The organism is Sphingobacterium sp. SGL-16, assembly GCF_011043515.1.
GTDB lineage: Bacteria > Bacteroidota > Bacteroidia > Sphingobacteriales > Sphingobacteriaceae > Sphingobacterium > Sphingobacterium litopenaei.
Map to the genome: position 1 here is coordinate 15,214 of NZ_JAAKGQ010000004.1, position 15,502 is coordinate 30,715.

Here is a 15,502-nt window from a genome sequence, read left to right on the forward strand (position 1 = left end):
ATGAATATTAAATCAATTTTAATCCTTTCGTCGGTATTTTTCACTATTGGTTGTGCTAATAAGGTGCCAGATGAGGCGGGCAATGTAAATGCTTCTACTTCATCAAAGTGGACGTATTTGGATAATGAGATCAAGCCTGAATTTTCGTATACATGTTTTCAAGGAGCTTATTACCGTAAAACGGTAAGTAGTAGAGATCATTGGATAGGAATCAAAGGAGAGGTAACATTACCGACTATTAAGTTTGATGAGTCACGAAAAAACTCGGCTAAGCCAGGTCAATATTTGGATAATCCTTCTGTTTACATGGGCGGACATATGGATGGACAGGAGACAGACATAGGTTTGACTTGGGAAGTAATAAAACATGAGGATGGTAGTGTTTCTAAAGAAAGGTTAGCATTCAGACCATTTTTTAGAAGAACCGATCATAAATCAGGACAAAAAGATGTGTGGATCTATGCTCCTGCCAAAAAGGAATTTTATTGGTATCCGGGAGAAAAAGTAGAAATGTCGGTTGAAGTGGTGAAAGATGGATTGGTGAAGATTAGTGTGAAAGGTGCGGGAAAACATTTTGAGGAAACTTACGAATGTGCTGGTTATACCTTAAACGGAATCGGGGACTTCAAACGTGTCAATGCGATTGATCAAGTTCGCAATGAAGGGAAACCCGCTCAACCAACGCAAACTAAGGTATCGGATGCGAAATGGTCTTACACTACACTGATTAGAATGCAAAATGGAAAGCGTTTAGAAGTGCCGATGCATGCAGGCCGATTTACCAATATGCGCTGTCCAGATGTGAAATTCTTTGAGGTGAATCAATCATCAAAAGAAGCTAAAGTGGGAGCGGAAGAGATTACTATTAGTGGTATAGGCTTTTAAGACCAATAGCTATGGTAAAATATAGAAATTTGAGTGTGGATTTTTTGCGTGGTCTAGCCATCTTTGGGATGGTGTTGGCTGCGGTGATTCCGTGGACTGCCGAATTCCCCGGCTGGATGTATCACGCTCAGGTGGGACCTCCAGATTTTACGTTCAATCCTAATAACCCTGGGATTACTTGGGTAGATTTGGTATTTCCTTTCTTTCTATTTGCCATGGGTGCTGCTTTCCCTTTTGCACTCAAAACTAAGTTAGCGAATAAGGAATACTTAACCATTGTACAAGGACTTTTGCGCAGGGGAGCGTTATTGGTTTTCTTTGCTATTGCATTAGCCTATTTGACACCTGCAAACCTTACTGCTGCACCTTGGGTAAATTATCTAACTTCCTTAGCTACTTTCTTTTCTTTCTTCTTGGTGTTTATGCGATTTGAGGGAACAGCATTTAAGAAATATGGTTTACAGCTATTAGGTTTTATAATAATTGCTGCATTAACTTATTACCATAGCGAAATCCTAGGAAATACATTTAGCAAAAGTAAAAACAATATAATCATATTGGTGCTGTCAAATATGGCTGTATTTGGATCGGCATGTTGGTTGTTTACGGCTTCTAACTTTTACCTGCGTATAGCTATTATGGTTGCCTTTATGGGCATCTGGTTTACACATTCTCTTGAAGGAAGCTGGACTGCTACAATTTGGTATTTTCATCCAGATATCAAATGGTTCTATAATTTTTCTTTCCTGAAATATTTATGCATTGTATTGCCAGGCTCTATTTTAGGAGATTTGGTATTAAAATACAAGGAAGTTACAAACAAATTGTATAAGCCAAAAGAAGTGAAATCCGCGGGCGTTGTAGCTTTGGCGAGTTTTGCTTTCGTGGTATTTCATGTGGTTACCTTATATACACGTGAATTGTCAATTAATCTTGCTGGTCACTTTTTGTTCATTGCTTTATATCTATGGTACTTCCGCAATAAAAATGAAGGACAGATCTGGTTTTACAAAGTGTTATTAGGATGGGGATTAGCTTTTGCGACAGTTGCCTTATTTTTTGAACCATTAGATGGAGGAATCAAAAAAGATCCTTCGTCATTTTCATATTGGTTTTTAACTAGCGGCCTTGCCTTCATCTTTTATGTTACTTGCGATTATTTGACTAAGGTACATTCTTCTAATAGGGTGATAAGTGCTTTGGTTAAATGTGGGCAAAATCCCATGATTGCGTATTGTGTGACCTCATTTTGTATTACCCCTGTATTGGGCTTGATTCAAGTACTGCCCATTCTGGACAATTTAGCCGCAGAGAGTCCTTTTCTAGGCTTGATTCGCACGGTATTATTTATGTTTTTAATGATATGGATTACCAATATAGCTACGGATAAAAAGTGGTTTTGGAGATCTTAATATTAACTGTTTTTGAAATGAAAAAAAACTTGTTTGCTGTCATATGTGGTCTTTTCGCACTAGCGCAAGTGAACGCACAGGAGGCAACTAAAGTAGATAGTAATTACATCTTTTCTGGATTCACGGAGAAGCTAGAGATGTTTAATAAACTCCCTGTTCGTAAAGGCGCAATTGTTTTTGTGGGGAATAGTTTGACAGATGCAGGCCGTTGGAATGATATCGCTCCTGAATTACCAATCTTGAATAGAGGAATTAGTGGGGATATTTCATTTGGCGTAGTCGCTCGTTTGGATGAAATAATCAGACATCAGCCCAAAAAAATATTTTTGATGATCGGTGTAAATGACTTGAAACGGGGAGTGCCTACTTCTTACATCATCAAGAATTACTATAGAATAGTAGAGAAGGTACAGAAGGAATCTCCAAAAACTAAAATCTACTTAAATAGCATTTTGCCTATCAATGAAAGCAAACTTATCGAGGCGTTTAAATTAGTGAAAAATACAGATGTCGCTATTTTGAATGCCGCATTGAAAAAGATTGCTGCCGAGAAAAAGAATATTCAATTTGTAAATCTTCATGAGATAGTAACGGACAAAAAGGGTCAGCTTCGGGAGGAAATTACACCAGACGGAATCCACTTGGAAGTTGCGGCATACATTGAAGTAGTAGATTATTTGAAAAAGATAAAGGTATTATAACATGAAATATTGTATTGCATTCATTCTTACGCTATTTGTGGGACAAGTTGCTTTTTCACAGAATACAAAAGATATGTCTCAAGACAGCACTTACAAAAATTGGTACTATGAGTCACGCGAAAAACTGTATCAAAACATAAAGAAGACTAAGGTCGATGTGGTATTTTTTGGTAATAGTATTACCGAGAGAGGACCTTGGCATGAGCTTTTTTCGAACTATAAAATTGCTAATCGTGGTATTGGAGGTGATAATACATTTGGGATGAAGGCGCGTGTAGCAAACGCGGTATCATGCAAGCCAAAGAAAATCTTTTTGATGATGGGAATAAATGATATCGGGCGGGGGCATGCTACATCATGGACATTGAAAAACTATGAAGAAATCATCAAAATCATTAAAGAAATAAGCCCCAAAACGAGGATATATATACAAAGTACATTGCCTCTCAACGAGGCTAAGATCCAATATGATTACCAACGCGGTAGAGAACAAAATATTAGAGCATTGAACGATGGTATTGTTCAATTGGCAAAAAAATATAAGGTGCAATATGTAAATGTAAAGGAAGTGTTGGCGAATGACTATGAATTGAAGTCAGAGTATACCAATGACGGCATACATGTAAACATTGACGCTTACCTGGCATGGGCAAAATATTTGAAAGATAAGAAGTATTTATAATGAGGATAACGGGAACTTTTATTGACGAGATAAGTCATGACATACCTCACCAAAACTGGGGTAGAGAAGAGTGGGATAGAGATTTCGCTCATATGAAAGCGATAGGAATAGATACTGTCATTTTGATCAGAAGTGGGTATAGACGTTTCATTACCTATCCTTCCGCATGGTTGCAAGATCAATATGGCTGTTATCAACCACCAGTGGATTTGGTAGAAATGTATTTGCAATTGGCCGAGAAACATGGACTGAAATTTTATTTTGGGCTTTATGACAGTGGCAAATATTGGGATACTGGTGTGATGCAACATGAAATCGATGCTAATCGATATGTCATCGATGAGGTATGGCAAAAATACGGGCACTATTCAAGCTTTGCGGGTTGGTACTTAAGTATGGAAATCAGCCGTCAGACTAAAGGAGCGGCAAGTGCATTCCGTATCCTAGGTGAGCAATGTAAAGGCGTAAGTGGCGGTCTACCTACTTTTATTTCCCCTTGGATCGACGGCAAAAAGGCGGTAATGGCTGCATCCTCGAATTTAACCAAAAATGACGTCGTGTCTTTGGAGCAACATGAAACAGAATGGAATGAGATTTTCCATGAAATCCATACTTCTGTAGACGCAGTAGCTTTCCAAGATGGACACATTGACTACCACGAGTTGGAGGACTTTTTTACAATCAATAAAAAGTTGGCGGATAAATACAATATGCAATGTTGGACAAATGCAGAGTCATTTGATCGTGATATGCCTATTAAATTTTTACCTATCAAATTTGAGAAGTTAAAACTGAAACTGGATGCGGCGCGACGTGCAGGATACGATAAGGCGATTACTTTCGAGTTTTCACATTTTATGAGTCCACAGTCTGCGTATTTGCAAGCTGGACATTTGTACAATAGATATAAAGAATATATAGAAACGCTATAGATTGGTGATGGAAGAATTTGTTAAAAAATATAAAAGTGAATTATTAGAGAATGTACTTCCATTCTGGGAGAAATATTCAATAGACAAAGAATTTGGGGGATATTTTACATGCCTAGAGCGTGATGGCTCTGTGTTTGATACGGACAAATTCATGTGGCTTCAAGGCCGTCAGATTTGGACGATGTCTACCATGTACGACAAAGTGCAAGCCAAAGAAGAATGGAAATCGATAGGGGAACATGGTGCACGTTTCATCCTAGATCATGGACGTGATGCGAATGGCGATTGGTACTTTGCCTTAGATCGTACAGGAAAACCTTTAGTGCAGCCTTACAACATTTTCTCGGATTGTTTTGCGACAATGGGATTAGCATCCTTGTACAAAATCACCAATAAAGATGAATACGCTCAAGTTGCAGTCGATACTTTCAACCGTATCCTGGAAAGACAGGTTAATCCAAAAGGAAAATACAACAAAGCTTATCCAGGTACTAGAAATCTCAAAGGCTTTTCTCTGCCTATGATTTTGAGCAATCTTTCTTTAGAGCTAGAACATATCGTGGGGACACAAACTGTAGAAAAGCTAATTGATGAAATCATCCACGAAGTGATGGAGGTGTTTTATCAACCAGAAAGCGGTTTGATTATGGAGAGTGTGCATTTGGATGGCTCTTTTTCGGATACCTTCGAAGGACGTTTGGTAAATCCAGGGCACATCATCGAAGCGATGTGGTTTATGATGGACTTAGCGAATCGCCGTGGAGATGCCAAATTGATGGATAAATGTATTCAAATCGCAATTCGCGCACTAGAATACGGTTGGGATCAGGAATTCGGAGGCATTCTATACTTCAAAGATATTTTAAACCGTCCACCACAACAGTTGGAGTGGGATCAGAAATTATGGTGGGTACATCTAGAAGCTTTGGTATGTATGGCTAAAGGCTATGCGTACACGGGTAATGAACAATGTAAAGCTTGGTTTGAGAAACTGGATGCATATACTTTTTCTAAATTCTCGGATCCTGTATATGGGGAGTGGTACGGGTATTTAAATAGACAAGGTCAGCCTTTATTAACTCTTAAAGGAGGAAAATGGAAAGGATGTTTCCATGTTCCTAGAGCATTGTATAAAATTTATGAAGCACTGGAATCTAAGGTTCCGGCTATTATATAGTATTGAATATCACTATTAAGACAATTTTTCTGAATGAATAATGTCTGCTTTATTCATTCAGAAATTCCAACTAAACTATGATAACAATTTATCAAAACCAAATTATCTAAATTAATGTATCTCAAATGAAAAACAGTGTCTTATTAATCCTAGCACTATTTACAGGGATTACTGTATTTGCGCAAGATATCATGTTGAAAGGTGTTGTAAAACACAAAGGAAATAAGGTATCAGGCGTGAGTGTTCTTGTAGAAGGTTCCTCGAGAGGAACAAGTACCAATGAGAAGGGGGAGTTCTCAATTAGCGTATCAAAAAATGAAACTTTGGTGTTTAATTTAATTGGTTACAACAAAAAGTCAGTTTTGTTAACAGGTCAATCGTTTCTTGAAGTCGAGTTAGAAGAAGTGTCTATCGATTTAGAAGAAACAGTAGTCGTAGGTTACAGTAGACAAAAGAAAGCCACCTTAACAGGGGCTGTTTCTGCTATTTCCGGTACCGAGCTAAAAGAAAGAAATGTAGCATCTCTTTCGAATGCTTTACAAGGGAAAATGCCCGGTGTGACCATTCAGCAAACTTCGGGACAACCAGGTGCTGACGGCGGTTCAATCCGTATACGTGGTATTGGCTCTATTAACTCATCTAGTTCACCATTGGTGTTGGTCGATGGTATTGAAATGGACATCAATCAAGTAGATATGAATGCGGTGGAATCAATTTCCGTATTGAAAGATGCTGCTTCTGCTTCTATCTACGGTTCAAGAGCATCAAATGGTGTAATCTTGATAACCACTAAAAAAGGTGCTGCTGGCAAAATCACAACTTCGTACAGCGGTTATGCGATGATGCAAAGACCTACAAGTATGCCTGATGTAGTATCAGCTTACGAATATTTGCAAGCTGAATTAGACGCTTGGGACAATGCGGGTATCTCGGTATCACCAAGTCAACGTGAACAGCAAATACAATTGATCGAAGATCAAAAGAAATATAAACCAGATAACTGGAATCGCTACGATACAGACTGGAAAGCGGAAACAGTAGAAGATTTCTCGTTGATGCACAACCATAACCTTTCCATCGCAGGAGGTAGCGACAAGTTGACTTTCTTCGGTTCAGGTTCCTACTTGAAACAAGATGGTCTAATTCCTAATAATAATTTTGACCGTCTAAATGTGCAATTAAACGCGGATGCTAAAGTATTGCCTTGGATGACTTTGGGATTAAATACTATTGTTCGTGAATCTAAAACTTTAGAGCCAGGTGCTAGTACGCCAAAAAGCATTATCAACAAATCATTATACATGTTGCCTACATTATCTGCAGCCAGAGAGTTAGATGGATATTGGGGATACGGTAAAAATGGTGACAATCCTACTGCTTTAGCGTATGCGAGTGGTACAAAAAATGCGCGTACGAATGAAAGAGTGTTGAACGGATCAGTAACTATTAATCCAGTTGAAGGATTGGAATTAATAGGTCAATATTCTAACCGTAGAGTGGAAGGTAGAAATACAAACTTAATCTTACCTTACAAAACATCTCTTCGTGGTAATTTATTAGGTATTTATCCAGCACAAGATAACTTAACAGAAAGCTGGAGCCAAACTATCCGAAACTATTACCGTACACAAGCTTCTTACGAGAAATCAGTAGGTAATCACTTCGCAAAATTCTTGGTGGGTTTCCAAGCTGAAGATCACAATTCTACTTCATTCTTCGGAAGCAAACAAGGTTTTGATTTAGAAAGATATTATTTGGATAATGGGGATGGTGCAACAGCTACTTCAGGTGGTGGTGCCAGCAGCTGGGCGATGCAGTCAGGTTATGCTCGTGTGAATTATACTTTTGATGATAAATATTTGGTAGAAGCATCAGGTCGTTACGATGGTTCATCACGTTTTACTCCTGAAAACAGATGGGGTTTCTTCCCCTCAATTTCTGCAGGTTGGGTAATTTCGAAAGAATCGTTTATGGAAAAAACTTCAGGTGTGATTAATTTCTTGAAATTAAGAGCTTCATACGGATTATTGGGTAACCAAGAGATTGGTAACTATCCTTACACGGCTACTATCAATACAGGTTATGGTTATTATTTAGGTGATGGCAAAGAGTTAGTACCAGGTGTTGCACAAACAACATTGTCTAATAGCAATATCAGCTGGGAAAAATCAGAACAATACAACGTTGGTTTAGATTTAAATGTGTTGAGCAACAAATTGTCGTTGACAGCAGATTACTATGTTAAGAATATCTATGATATGTTGTTGACTTTTGCGCTTCCATACTATGCAGGTATGCAACCAGCGTACACTAATGCAGGTGATATGGAGAACAAAGGTTGGGAAATAGCTTTGGCGTACAAAAACCAAATCAACGATTTCAAATACAATGTAACTGTTTCAGTAAGCGATAACCGTAATAAAATCACTAACCTTAATGGTTTAAATTCTCAAGATAAATCCATGATGGAAGGTTATCCAAATAATGGTATTTGGGGGTATTTGTCAGACGGTTATTACCAAGATTGGGATGATGTAAATAGCTCTCCAAAATTGAGTAACGCAGCACGTCCTGGTTATATTAAATACAAGAAAATCTTTGAAGGTGAAGGCATAGACCCTAAATTAATTGATTCTAGAGATCAAGTTTATTTAGGTGATCCATTTCCGCACTACGAATACGGTGTTAATATCAATTTAGCCTACAAAAACTTCGATTTAACAACATTCATCCAAGGTGTGGGCGAGCGTTCTACTTTCATGAGTGGTGTAGGTTTGAAGCCTTTTGCTAATGGTTCCAATTTATTCAGACACCAATTGGATTATTGGACACCAGAAAATCCAAATGCAGCTTATCCGATTTTGGTTCCTGAAGCAAACTCAGCAGACAACTTCGTAAGATCGGACAAATGGGTGAAAGATGGTTCATATATGCGATTGAAAAATGTGGTTTTAGGATACAACTTCCCGAACTCTATCTTGAAAAAAGCAAACTTCAGTAACCTTCGCGTATATGTAAGTGGTCAAAACTTATTTACGAAGAGCAATTTCTATAAAGGATATGATCCTGAGGTTTCTTACTCAGGTAGCGTAGGTGGAGAATTTTATCCTGTTATGCAGACCTATACATTAGGCGTGGACTTCAAGTTTTAAACCTAAAAAACAGACTGGATTTTGATTTTAAAACCGTGTATTATGAAACTAATAAGAAACAAAACGTTCAAAAAATATATTTTCGCTATCTGTAGTATGGGTGTCTTGGGTGCAACTACTATAGGATGTAGCAACTACTTGGATAAGGAACCTTTAAGTGATTACTTATCTTCCAATTTTTACAACAATGAAGGTGCTATTAAGCAGGGTGCAAACGGATGTTACCAACGTCTGAAAATGAATCATACCAGCAGTAGCAGTAGTAATATTCCATTGTCAATTCTTTGGGATATGTATACGCCTTTCGGAATTGAGCGTGCCGATAATGCTTCTATAGGCGCTGGGACTTTAGATTTACGTTCTAATTTCACTATTGAATTTATATGGTCTACCTTATACACTTCTGTAGCGCGTTGTAATACGGTATTATCAGGAGCTGAGCCTTATATCAATCAGTTGAATGACAATTCAAAGGTATTGTTGGCAGAGGTAAAAGTATTGAGAGCACATTACAATATGCAGTTGGTAAGTTTGTTTGGCGATGTACCTTACTTCACAAAACCTGTGACGGATGAAGAATTGCGTAACGCAACACGTCAACCTTGGCAAGAAGTGGTAGATGCTATTATCCAAGATTTGGATGAGGCTGCTGCTGTATTGCCTTGGAAGAGCAATGAGTGGGGACGTGTAGACAAAGCAGTAGCTTTAGGCTTAAAATCGCGTATTGCCTTATATGCAGGATCATGGAATAAATTTGGACATGGCTTAGACGCGAAGAAAGATGCAGCAAAAGCTACAGAATACTTCAGAATTTCTGCTGAAGCTGCAAAACGTGTGATTGACGAAGGCGGTAGGACATTAGCTCCAAACTATAATGATTTGTTCACTCGTGTTGGTCAAATGAAGCCTGAGGTAAAAGGAGAAAACATGTTCTTCATGATGTTTTCTGACTTTGGTGATAAGAGTACACACTATATGTCGTTAGGTGAGCAGGTGCGTATGATTGGTCAAAGTGGTCGTTTCCCTACGCAACAATTGGTGGATACCTACGAAACAATCAACGGTAAGCGTATTGATGAAGCTAACTCAGGTTACGATCCTAAAAAGCCTTTTGTAAACCGTGACCCTCGTTTGAAATATACAATCTACACACACCAAGATACTATTATCGGTAATACAGGTAGCAACAAATTAAAATTCTTAATGGAATTGTATAAACCTGAAACCAAATCTTGGGATGCTGCAGGCAATGAGAAAATGGTTACCAATACAGATTATACTGGTTCGGTAGCTCAATACGGATATGTACAAAGTGGGGTAGGCTATGCATGGCGTAAGTACAATCATTTTGATGATGAAGGTTCAGCTATCCCAACATATAATATCATTCTGATGCGCTATGCAGAAGTATTATTAAACTATGCAGAAGCAAAAATTGAGATGGGTGAAATGGATGCTACAGTGGTAAATGCAATTGACCAAGTACGTGCTCGTGTAGGTATGCCAGGAATTTTACAGGCTGATCCATCACGTGCAGGTAACGAAGCAAAAATGCGTCAGATTGTACGAAGAGAACGTAAAGTTGAGCTAATTAAAGAATCACTTTATTTCTTTGATATGCGTAGATGGAGATTAGGTGGCATCCAAAATGCTGAACCTACGTACGGTTATCCATTAGCAACAGGTGTAGTAGCAGGTCAAACATATCCTGATGGTTACACACAGGTTACACCGGATATGGTTCCTTCTTACGGAGGTACTGGTTCAGAAAGAGATCTGAATGATGTGGCTAGCTATGCAGCATATGCAGCAAAACTTCGTGTAAGAGATAGAAGCAGAACATGGGAAGATAAATTCTATTTGTGGCCAATTCCGCAAACGGAAATTAACAAATGCCCTTGGTTGACGCAAAACCCTGGTTATGGTAACTAATTTTTAAGATTATTTTATGAAAACGATATTAAATATTAATAGTTTTTTATTTGGACTGGTGATGCTTTTCATAGCATCATCCTGTTCAAAAGAAAATGAATTGTCCCGCGAATACCAAGATGTTAAAATCGTCGGTGTAAAAGTGGATAATCAATTGTATACGCCGACTTATTCTGAAGACCAAACGGTAGTAACACTTCCGGCAGGTCGTGATCTTTCGAATGTGAAAGTGGAATTGTTGGTGGTGAATGGCTCAGTAACCGATTTTGAGAACAACAAAGAATACGATGTACGCAAACCTATCAATGTATCTCTGGAAGGTCTTAATGGAAAAAATGCAAATACAACATTGAAAATTGTATCGGCTCCATTGTTATCTACTTTTATTATTGAAGGATTAAACATTCCAGCTTCTGACATTCATTCCAGTAGCAATTCCTTAATCGTTCAAGTACCTCAAGGTACAAACTTGAAAAACTTGAAAGTAACGATGGAATTCTTGAACGGTACATTATTAGATTTCGTTTCTGGTCAGGCCAAAGATTATACGAATCCAACGTCTTTTCAAGTAAAAGGCGTAGATGAAGCTACGGTATATCCTTTCGAATTTATTATTACTACGGAAATTGTAGGACCAGCAACGATCAAAAGTTTAACGATTAATGGTGTTACGACTGATTCTGTACAGATATCGACAGGAAATGTGGTTACTCCTTTTGTGCCATCGTTGGTAGATTTCTCAAAATCAAATGTGACGATTGAAGCTGGTTTCGGTAATAAAATCGAAGCGGGTTTCACAGGTACAAATCTGAACTTATTATCTGGTGCTAACAAAGTAAAAATCACGGGTTCTGATGGTGTAGAAAGAGAATTTACAATAGCAGTACCTAAATTATCATTGAAACCATTATTTACAAAAGCATACAGTGCATTTGGCTTCCCTGATAATGATTTGGTAGGTGTTGCGTTCAGTGGTAATAATATTGTGGTTTCAAATTACTCAGCTACTGCACCAACTGTGGTAGGTCCTAACTACTATAACTTCTCTGGGCAACATGTTGGAACTTTGGATAAAGCAGATATCAAAGCTGTACACAGTTTCAGAAAAATTGCGTCGGATTCAAAAGGCAAATTATTATTAGTAGATTTAGGTATCAACGATGCGACTCATGTCGTATATAAATGGGATAATCTAACTTCTAAACCAGTTCCATATTTCAGCTATTCGAAAACAAGTCTTGGATTTAGCTATGTGCCACGCTCTTCGGGTATTAGCATTTCGGGAAGTTTGGATGGAGATGCAACTATCACCATCGGTATGGCACAAAAAACAGATCTTTTGGTATGGACTGTTAAAAATGGCGTATTAAACCCTACTCCTCAGAAATTAACTTTACCTATTACAAATTTAGGTTACTATTGGGCAGCAGAGCCGCTTCCTAATGGACAGCCAGGATATGTAGTAGCAGCAGTAGGTAATACATTCTCTGGTATTATTTCGACAAACAATCTTTTGGCGGAGAATTTTAAATTATCTGGAATTTCTACCTCTGATTGTAAGGTTATTGCTTATGAAGGCAGAACTTACTTAGCGTACACTGCATATGTTTCAGGTAGAGGTGCGGTATTACGTATCTGTGATATTACTAGTGGCGAAGTAGCTGGCTTCTCTACTCCGATTTTAGACGATTTGATTCCTTCTACCAATCCAAATGGAAACTTAACAATGGACGTAGATATGACAGTTTACAATGGTAAATTATATGCTCTATTCTCTTGTACTAACATTGGAATGCGATTGTATCAATTAAATTAACATTCATACTCCAAACAGAAAAAGCCACTTTGAAAAGTGGCTTTTTCTATATTTTAAAAAAAATCTTATTTCGTATTCAAATTTGTCATTGTCAAGTTGATGCCAATGCTAACAAATGAATGCACCATTTTGACACTGTGTTCAATTAATGCAGGTAATTCTTTTTGTTCTTCTTTGTCAAAGGGTCCTAATACATAGTCTACTTGTCTGCCTTTAGGATAATTATCACCGATGCCAAAACGAAGTCTAGGGTAATTTTGTCCTCCACACAAAGCTTCAATGGATTTTAATCCATTATGCCCTGCCGCAGAACCTTTTGGTTTGATGCGCAGTGATCCAAATGGAATAGCGAGATCATCAACAATAACCAATATATTATCTATAGGAACTTTCAATTGTTGCATCCAATAATTGACGGCCTTGCCACTTAAGTTCATATAGGTGGTTGGTTTTATGACGTAGACATTATGCCCGCGCATTTTGAATTCTGTATAGTAGGCATGTTTCAGAAGAGACCAAGTAGTGCCAGCTTGTTTAGCTAGTTCATCTGCCACCATAAACCCTATATTATGCCTTGTGTCAGCATATTCACTGCCTATATTTCCAAGACCAACGATCAAAAAATTCATGCTACAAAGGTAAAAAATGATTTTATATGCAACGAAAAAAGGGCATCGATATTTCGATGCCCTTCATTTTTGCGACGAAGCAAAAATTATTTTTTCTTACCGCCTTTAGCAGCTTTAGCAGCTTCTTGCTCTGCTTGACGTAATGCACGTGACATGATTACTGATACGATAGTATCGTCAGCGTTGTTTAATACTTTTGCGTTCTCTAATTGAACTTGAGCTACGCGGAAAGATTTACCAACCTCTAAAGATTCCATAGGAACTTCGATAACTTGAGGAATGTTTGTAGGTAATGCTTTAACGCGTAATTTACGTAATTTTTGAACTAATTTACCACCCATTTTAACACCTGGAGAAGTACCAGTTAATTGAATAGGGATATTTAATGATACTTCTTTATCATCAAATAACTCTAAAAAGTCAATATGAGTAACTAAATCAGTTAATGGATGGAATTGAGCGTCTTGAACGATAGCTTTTACAGTTTTTCCTTCGATGTTTAATTCTACGAATACTACATCTGGAGTGTAAAGAACTGGTTTCAAATCAGCTGCGGATACAGATAGGTGAGTTTGAGTAGTACCACCGTAAAGAACTGCAGGAACTTGTCCTTGGTAACGCAATTCTTTTGCATCTCTTTTCCCTACGTTCTGTCTTACAGAACCGCTAATAGCAATTGATTTCATTTTGATAATTTTAAAAATTGAGTTGCAAAGATAAAGAATAATTCTTTCATTTCAAGGTCTTATTTTACTAATTTATCTATTAGGGAACTATATAAGTTCTTGACTTCTATTATTTACCAAAATTTGCTAACCCCAGAGCTGACTTGATTAAAATTTTTAGTAAAGTTTTTGTTATACCATAATTTTTTTTCGTTTGTTCATTTTGTTTGATTATTTTTGAGTATAACCTACTTTATGAGTTTACTAGAAGATTTGTTAGAAGAAGTTCGGGCAGCAAAGACAACGATAACACGAAAATCAGCTTTAAATAAAGTGAAGCTGATGAGGACGTTATTCGACAAGGAAATGTTGACGTTGGGCGATCTTGTTCAAGACATGGGATTGAGTTTTCCTACAATGAATAGTCTGGTCTTAGATTTGCATCAGCGTAAAATGCTTGTGCCTAAGGATAAGGGAGAATCTATTGGGGGAAGAAAACCAGTTCTGTATCAAATCAATGATGGTATATTCAATGTATTGTGTGTGGAAATAGAGCGATTTGCAGTGCGCATGGTCGTGATGGACAACAATAATAATGTGTTGTTCGAGCCGAAGTCTTATCCATTTGAAATAAGTACACAAGAAAGCGATATTGAGGATTTGGTTCAAGTTATACTCCAATATTTTGAAGATAGACATATTGAAGAACAAAACATTTCGGCAATAGGATTGAGTATGCCAGGCCTCATCAATTTTAAAATCGGAACTAACCAAACATTTTACAGTAACAATTCCTTTAATATCTCAGACTATTTAAAACAAAAATTTGGGAAGCACGTTGCGATGGTGAACGATGTGAAAGGCGCGGCCATCAGTGAATTGGCTTATGGTGCAGCACAGGATAAAGAAAACGTATTGGTCATCCTAATGGATTGGGGAATAGGATTAGGAATTATTATCGATGGAAAAGTCTACATGGGTAACGAGGGCTTTTCGGGAGAAATGGGACATATGGTCTTTGTAGATGAGGGAGAATTATGTTATTGTGGAAAAAGAGGTTGTCTCGAAACTATCGCTTCCGGAGTGTATTTGGTTAATCAGGCTCGCGCTGATATTGAAAAGGGTGTTCCGACCTTATTAAAAAACCTAAAAAATCTTGCTGATCTTCAACCTCAACATATTATTCAAGTAGCAAATCAAGGTGATCAATATGCGATTGATTTAATTGCCAGCTTGGGGAATAATTTAGGAAAAGCGATTTCGTTACTTATACAGATTCTAAATCCTGAAGCGGTAGTGTTAAGTGGAAAATTTGCTAAAGCGGGATCTTTAATTACGATTCCAATTCAACAGAGTCTAAATAAATATACAATGAATGCCATTCGACAAAAATGTGAGATACAATTGTCTTCATTGGATGACAATGGCTATGCACAAGGGCTAGTGCGATACACAGTAGAAGATTATTTTAAAAATAATCTGGTTACTTTAAATATGAATAACTAACTCATTTTATACA

General features: G+C 37.6%; 12 protein-coding genes. 10 read left to right on the forward strand and 2 right to left on the reverse strand.

Features of this window, described 5'->3' with window-relative positions:
- The 9 genes from G5B32_RS02485 (at position 1) to G5B32_RS02525 (ending at position 12,689) form a co-directional block, all read left to right on the forward strand.
- A complete protein-coding gene (locus G5B32_RS02485) occupies positions 1–885 on the forward strand; it encodes a hypothetical protein (protein WP_165289976.1) in 885 nt (294 codons plus the stop codon).
- An 11-nt stretch (positions 886–896) separates the two neighbouring features.
- The gene (locus tag G5B32_RS02490; protein ID WP_165289977.1) at positions 897–2,297 is read left to right on the forward strand and encodes a DUF5009 domain-containing protein; all 1,401 of its coding nucleotides are present in this window, start codon (positions 897–899) and stop codon (positions 2,295–2,297) included.
- A gap of 17 nt (positions 2,298–2,314) precedes the next feature.
- Positions 2,315–2,998 carry a GDSL-type esterase/lipase family protein gene (locus G5B32_RS02495; RefSeq protein ID WP_165289978.1) on the forward strand — a complete coding sequence of 228 codons (684 nt, stop codon included), beginning with the start codon at positions 2,315–2,317 and terminating at the stop codon, positions 2,996–2,998.
- A 1-nt stretch (position 2,999) separates the two neighbouring features.
- Positions 3,000–3,680, forward strand: coding sequence for a GDSL-type esterase/lipase family protein (locus G5B32_RS02500; RefSeq protein ID WP_165289979.1), 681 nt, complete (start codon positions 3,000–3,002; stop codon positions 3,678–3,680).
- A complete protein-coding gene (locus tag G5B32_RS02505) occupies positions 3,680–4,612 on the forward strand; it encodes a DUF4434 domain-containing protein (protein WP_165289980.1) in 933 nt (310 codons plus the stop codon). Before G5B32_RS02500 ends, G5B32_RS02505 begins: the two co-directional genes overlap by 1 nt.
- Before the next feature lie 7 nt (positions 4,613–4,619).
- Positions 4,620–5,789 (forward strand): AGE family epimerase/isomerase, encoded by a 1,170-nt coding sequence (locus tag G5B32_RS02510; RefSeq protein WP_165289981.1) that lies wholly within the window; start codon positions 4,620–4,622, stop codon positions 5,787–5,789.
- A gap of 125 nt (positions 5,790–5,914) precedes the next feature.
- Positions 5,915–8,941, forward strand: coding sequence for a SusC/RagA family TonB-linked outer membrane protein (locus G5B32_RS02515; protein ID WP_165289982.1), 3,027 nt, complete (start codon positions 5,915–5,917; stop codon positions 8,939–8,941).
- A gap of 42 nt (positions 8,942–8,983) precedes the next feature.
- Complete coding sequence (locus G5B32_RS02520) at positions 8,984–10,873, forward strand: RagB/SusD family nutrient uptake outer membrane protein (RefSeq protein ID WP_206366768.1); 1,890 nt, start codon at positions 8,984–8,986, stop codon at positions 10,871–10,873.
- A gap of 16 nt (positions 10,874–10,889) precedes the next feature.
- Entirely contained in the window at positions 10,890–12,689 is a 1,800-nt protein-coding gene (locus G5B32_RS02525; RefSeq protein WP_165289983.1) for a DUF5018 domain-containing protein, read from the forward strand.
- Between the two features lie 65 nt (positions 12,690–12,754).
- Here the strand turns inward: G5B32_RS02525 and pth are convergent, their stop codons facing one another.
- Together pth and G5B32_RS02535 are read right to left on the reverse strand one after the other, a co-directional pair.
- Complete coding sequence (pth, locus tag G5B32_RS02530) at positions 12,755–13,318, reverse strand: aminoacyl-tRNA hydrolase (RefSeq protein ID WP_165289984.1); 564 nt, start codon at positions 13,316–13,318, stop codon at positions 12,755–12,757.
- An 86-nt stretch (positions 13,319–13,404) separates the two neighbouring features.
- Entirely contained in the window at positions 13,405–14,004 is a 600-nt protein-coding gene (locus G5B32_RS02535) for a 50S ribosomal protein L25/general stress protein Ctc (protein ID WP_165289985.1), read from the reverse strand.
- 234 nt (positions 14,005–14,238) lie between these two features.
- Here G5B32_RS02535 and G5B32_RS02540 point away from each other — a divergent pair, with 234 nt between their 5' ends.
- On the forward strand, positions 14,239–15,489 hold the full coding sequence (locus G5B32_RS02540) for an ROK family protein (RefSeq protein WP_165289986.1): 1,251 nt from the start codon (positions 14,239–14,241) through the stop codon (positions 15,487–15,489).
- The last annotated feature ends 13 nt before the right edge of the window (positions 15,490–15,502 follow it).

Coding starts and splice junctions, on each gene's coding strand:
- G5B32_RS02485 (WP_165289976.1), top strand. CDS start 1: ATGAATATTAAATCAATTTTAATCCTTTCGTCGGTATTTTTCACTATT.
- G5B32_RS02490 (WP_165289977.1), top strand. CDS start 897: ATGGTAAAATATAGAAATTTGAGTGTGGATTTTTTGCGTGGTCTAGCC.
- G5B32_RS02495 (WP_165289978.1), top strand. CDS start 2,315: ATGAAAAAAAACTTGTTTGCTGTCATATGTGGTCTTTTCGCACTAGCG.
- G5B32_RS02500 (WP_165289979.1), top strand. CDS start 3,000: ATGAAATATTGTATTGCATTCATTCTTACGCTATTTGTGGGACAAGTT.
- G5B32_RS02505 (WP_165289980.1), top strand. CDS start 3,680: ATGAGGATAACGGGAACTTTTATTGACGAGATAAGTCATGACATACCT.
- G5B32_RS02510 (WP_165289981.1), top strand. CDS start 4,620: ATGGAAGAATTTGTTAAAAAATATAAAAGTGAATTATTAGAGAATGTA.
- G5B32_RS02515 (WP_165289982.1), top strand. CDS start 5,915: ATGAAAAACAGTGTCTTATTAATCCTAGCACTATTTACAGGGATTACT.
- G5B32_RS02520 (WP_206366768.1), top strand. CDS start 8,984: ATGAAACTAATAAGAAACAAAACGTTCAAAAAATATATTTTCGCTATC.
- G5B32_RS02525 (WP_165289983.1), top strand. CDS start 10,890: ATGAAAACGATATTAAATATTAATAGTTTTTTATTTGGACTGGTGATG.
- pth (WP_165289984.1), bottom strand. CDS start 13,318: ATGAATTTTTTGATCGTTGGTCTTGGAAATATAGGCAGTGAATATGCT.
- G5B32_RS02535 (WP_165289985.1), bottom strand. CDS start 14,004: ATGAAATCAATTGCTATTAGCGGTTCTGTAAGACAGAACGTAGGGAAA.
- G5B32_RS02540 (WP_165289986.1), top strand. CDS start 14,239: ATGAGTTTACTAGAAGATTTGTTAGAAGAAGTTCGGGCAGCAAAGACA.